The 4672-nt window shown below is 61.0% G+C and carries 6 protein-coding genes; all 6 read left to right on the plus strand.

What is annotated here, in order from left to right:
• On the plus strand, window positions 1–585 hold a 585-nt coding region (locus tag WB528_RS13535; protein ID WP_423888919.1), incomplete at its 5' end, for a porin.
• A gap of 210 nt (window positions 586–795) precedes the next feature.
• A complete protein-coding gene (locus WB528_RS13540; RefSeq protein ID WP_423888920.1) occupies window positions 796–1743 on the plus strand; it encodes a metallophosphoesterase family protein in 948 nt (315 codons plus the stop codon).
• A gap of 85 nt (window positions 1744–1828) precedes the next feature.
• On the plus strand, window positions 1829–2137 hold the full coding sequence (locus tag WB528_RS13545) for a cupredoxin domain-containing protein (RefSeq protein WP_423888925.1): 309 nt from the start codon (window positions 1829–1831) through the stop codon (window positions 2135–2137).
• A 7-nt stretch (window positions 2138–2144) separates the two neighbouring features.
• A complete protein-coding gene (locus WB528_RS13550; protein WP_423888921.1) occupies window positions 2145–2831 on the plus strand; it encodes a sigma-70 family RNA polymerase sigma factor in 687 nt (228 codons plus the stop codon).
• Entirely contained in the window at window positions 2828–3628 is an 801-nt protein-coding gene (locus tag WB528_RS13555; RefSeq protein ID WP_423888922.1) for an anti-sigma factor family protein, read from the plus strand. Before WB528_RS13550 ends, WB528_RS13555 begins: the two co-directional genes overlap by 4 nt.
• A 118-nt stretch (window positions 3629–3746) precedes the next feature.
• On the plus strand, window positions 3747–4672 hold a 926-nt coding region (locus WB528_RS13560; RefSeq protein WP_423888924.1), incomplete at its 3' end, for a c-type cytochrome.

Consider the following 4672-nt stretch of genomic DNA (forward strand, 5'->3'; position numbering starts at 1 on the left):
GTAAATCCGGCGGTTGCTATCGGGTATGGTCAGCTCACAGCCACGGTCTCCGACGATACCGTGTTCCAGGTCGGCGCCCGTTACACCATCGGACCGTGGAAGCTGTTCGGTGGTTACGAGCACATCAACTATTCCAACCCGAACAATCCGCTGTTGCCTGGCGCCTTCCTGCAAGGGGGCTTCATTGCCGGAGCTGTGAGCAACGCAGCGTTCCCGTCTGACAAGATCCTTCAGACGGCCTGGTTCGGCGCGCGGTATGCGATCACGCCGGCTCTCGATATCACCGGCGCCTATTACCACGAGTGGGATAACACCTTCGCCACAGCCCCCGGCACTCTCGCTGCTTGTGCTGTGTTGGGATCGGCATCCTCACAGTGCGCAGGCACGCTGGATGCGGTCTCGCTGGTGGTCGATTGGCGCTTCGCCCGTCACGTCGACGTCTACGCCGGTATGATGTACTCGCAGGTGACCGGTGGTCTTGCGAGCAACTTCATCGTCAACAACGCTGGTACGACAGTCCAGGCCGTTGGCGGCAACAGGTCGTCCAACTTCGATCCCGGTATCGGTCTCCGCTACCAGTTCTAAGTTCGAACACGTAGACCTGATCAAGGTCACCCATCTGGGGGAAGCGGAATTTCCGCTTCCCCCTTTTCTTTTTCCGTTGTTAACCCTCGTGCCTGTCCTTCCGGCCGAACGGCCGCTCCCGGGAATAAAGCCCAAAAACCCCGAGTCTCCCTCGCATGGCGCAATCCTGCGCCCATCTGGAGCCGCCTGGCTTCATAGGGAGAACATGACATGGCTAAAAAGGGCCTTGACGATCAAAAGGGGTTAGGCCGCCGCGAAGTGCTTGAATGCATGGTCTGGGCGGGAACCGGAGTGCTCTGGACGGTCAGTGGTGGCGTTCCGCACTCTATCGGATTGATTGGCGAAGCCGCTGCCGCCGAGCCCACGACGGGATTTACCTTCCTTCAAATGAGCGACAGCCACATTGGCTTCGACAAGAAAGCCAATCCGGATGCGCTCGGCACGCTGCGCGAAGCGGTTGCCAAAGTGAAGGCGATGTCGACCAAGCCGTCCTTCATCATCCATACCGGCGACATCACTCACCTCTCCAAGCCCACCGAATTCGACGATGCCGACAAGGTATTCGGCGAAACTGGCGTTCAGGTCCACTGGGTGCCCGGCGAGCATGATCTCATCGACGAGGATCGCGGCAAGACCTATCTCGATCGTTACGGCAAGGGCTCAAAGGGTGCCGGCTGGTACTCCTTCGATGATCGCGGCATCCACTTCATCGGCCTTGTCAACGTCGTCGATCTGAAGGCCGGCGGCCTGGGTAACTTCGGCCCCGAGCAGCTTGCCTGGCTTGAGGCCGACCTGAAGGACAAGTCGAACAGCACGCCGATCGTCGTGTTTGCCCATATCCCGCTCCAGATCATCTACAAGGAATGGGGCTGGGGTACCGACGATGGCATGCGCGCGCTCGAGCTGCTCAAGCGCTTCGGCTCAGTGACCATCCTCAACGGCCACATCCACCAGCTGGCTCAGAAGGTAGAGGGCAACATGAGCTTCCACACCGCCTTGTCGACCGCGTTTCCGCAACCAGCTCCCGGTACCGCGCCTTCGCCGGGGCCGATGGTGGTTCCCGCCGACCAGCTCCGCAGCAAGCTCGGCCTTGCGACCGTGACTGTCGTCCAGGGCAACAAGCCGCTCGCCATCGTCGACAAGACACTGGCCAGCTGATCGAGGAGCCGACATGCAAACGTTCTTGAGTAACCTCCGCCTCGCCGCGGCGCGATTCACTCCCGGTCGCGCCGTGATCATTGCGATGCTCCTGGGGCCGCTCGTCGGCGCAATGCTGGCGCTAGGCGCGGTCGCGGCGGAGGAGCCCACTGCCGTTGCGATAGACAATTTTACCTTCGGGCCGAAGGAGCTGACTGTTCCCGTGGGCACGACGGTGAAGTGGACCAATCGCGACGACATTCCTCATACGGTGGTCGAAACCGGCAGCAGAGTCTTCCGGTCGAAGGCGCTCGATACTGACGATACGTTCTCCTACACGTTCGCCAATGCCGGCACCTTTACCTATTTCTGCAGCCTGCATCCGCAGATGACTGGAAAGATCATCGTGAAGTAATCGCGTCATGAGCTCTGCCGTGACGAAAACCCTATCGGTACACCGGACGGGTTTCCGGTGTACCGAACTTAAAAACCACATGCTAAAAGACCGGCAGGAAGGCTCCGATCGAATGTCGGACCAGAAGCAAATGTCGGTCTCCGTAGTGCAAGACAAGGACGAACGAAGCGCGTTTGATGAAGTCTTCCTGCCGCATTTGCCAGAGGCCTATCGTCTCGCGCAGTGGCTTGCCGGCAATGCATCGGATGCGGAAGATATCGTGCAGGAAGCCGCCATACGGGCGTTTCGGGGTATCAAAGGCTTTGGCGCCATCAATCCCCGTGCCTGGTCCCTGACGATCGTGCGCAACACGGCAATGAGCTGGCTGACGAAGAACAGGCCAAAAACGGTCACTTACATCAACGACCTCAATGCGGCGGAGCAACAAGAACTTGAATATGAAGGTCTGCACGGGACGAAAATAGAGACGCCGGAGGAGGCCGCGCTCCTCAAGGCGGACGCCGGGGAGATCCAGAAAGCCCTGGCGCAATTGCCGGCGCAGTTTCGCGAAGTGATCGTCTTGCGGGAAATCAATCAGATGAATTATCGCGATATCGCCGAGATCACCAATGTTCCTATCGGCACGGTCATGTCCCGACTGTCGCGTGGCAGGCAGCTCCTGATGGCGCTCCTCGGAGGTCGAAAGCAATTATGATTGCGTCCCTGCGAGACAACGACGAATTGCTGTTGACCGCCTATTGCGACGGTGAACTCGATCCGGCTACGGAGGCCGAATTCGAGCGGCGGCTGGAGACCGACGAATCGTTGAAAGCCCGCTATTCGCGCCTGATGGCGCTGCGGCAGGCGGTTCGCGCGCTCCCGCTGGCCGATGTGCCTCCGGATTTGCAGGCGCGCATTCAGGCGAGGCTGAAAGCCGAGATCGAGCCTTCGAACGCCAACCGGCCGAGCAACGTCACGGTTCTTCGCCGTCGGAGCTGGTCGTTCCAGGCGCTGGCGGCGTCGGCCGTATTGGGCGCCGTGATCTCGGGCTCCGTGATGAAGACGGTCTATCACTTCGGCCAGAGGGACACCGTCGCAAGCGAGGTCGTTGCCGGCCATATCCGTGGTTTGCTGGCGCCACAGCCGTTCGATATCGCATCCTCCGACCGCCACACGGTCAAGCCATGGTTCACGGCGCGGCTGCCTGAATCGCCTCAGGTGCCGGACCTCGCTGCACGGGGCTTCGTGCTGCTCGGCGGCCGGGTGGATGTCATCGGCAATAATCCGGTGGCGACGATCGTCTACAAGCATGCCGCGCACACCGTCAGCCTCACGACATTGCGAGCTGGCCAGGCGGTTCCCGATCAGACCATCGCAGGCTACAACGTTCGAAGCTGGAGCGACGGCAATTTCACCTACGTGGCGGTGTGCGATTTGCCGAGCGCGGATCTGGCGGTGTTTGAGAGCGCATTTTCCGCCGCCGAGTCGGCGGCTCCGGAGATCAAGCAATAAAATAAACGTCCGATCCGCCGCTGTGAGCGCCACCCGCCCGGAGCATGGCGCGAAGCTTGGACGCAGCCGGCCAATTTGTGCTAGCAATGCCTCCCAAAGCAACAAGAGCTTGGGACGAATGCCAAAGCCGGGAATTATCGGGGGAGCCGCCATAGTCGCGCTGATCGGCGGGGCGATCGCGGCCTTTGCCGTCACCTGGCGGCCGGCGATCGACACGATCGAACCTCCCGCACCGCAGTCCTTTGATCCAGCGCTTGTCAAACGCGGCCGGGTTCTCGCCGCCATCGGCAATTGCAGCGATTGCCATACCGCGCCGGGCGGCAAGTCCTTTGCCGGCGGCCGGGCGGTGCCGACGCCGTTTGGCGCTATCTATTCGTCGAATATCACGCCCGATCCCGACACCGGTATCGGCCGCTGGCCGGAAGCGGCTTTCCAGCGCGCGATGCGCTCCGGCGTCGATCGCGCCGGACATCATCTTTATCCGACGTTTCCGTACGACCATTTCACCAACGTGACCGGCGAGGACGATCGCGCACTTTACGCGTTCCTCATGACACGGCCGGCGGTCCGCGCGCCTGCCCGCGCCAACGATCTTTCTTTCCCGTTCAATCAGCGCTTCGTCGTCGCAGGCTGGAAGCTGCTCTTTTTGAAGAAGGGCACTTACCAGGTCGACAGCACGCAAAGCGCGGAATGGAATCGGGGCGCCTATCTGGTCGAAGGTCTGGCCCATTGCGGCGCCTGCCATACGCCGCGCAATGCGCTTGGCGCGGAAAAGGCGACCGCGTCATTTTCCGGCGGGGATGTCGACAATTGGCATGCCTATGCCATCAATGCGCAATCGCGTTCGCCCTTGCTGTGGACCACCGACGCGCTGTTTCACTATCTGCGTCAGGGCTGGGATTCCGATCATGGTGTGGCACGCGGCCCGATGGCTGAGGTCGTGGCCAATCTCTCGTCGGTGCCGGAAGGCGATGTCCGTGCGATCGCTCTCTACATGACGAGCGTGTTCGGACCTCCGACACAGGATCGCCTTAACCAGGCCAA

The organism is Bradyrhizobium sp. (assembly GCF_049586575.1).
Classification (GTDB): domain Bacteria; phylum Pseudomonadota; class Alphaproteobacteria; order Rhizobiales; family Xanthobacteraceae; genus Bradyrhizobium.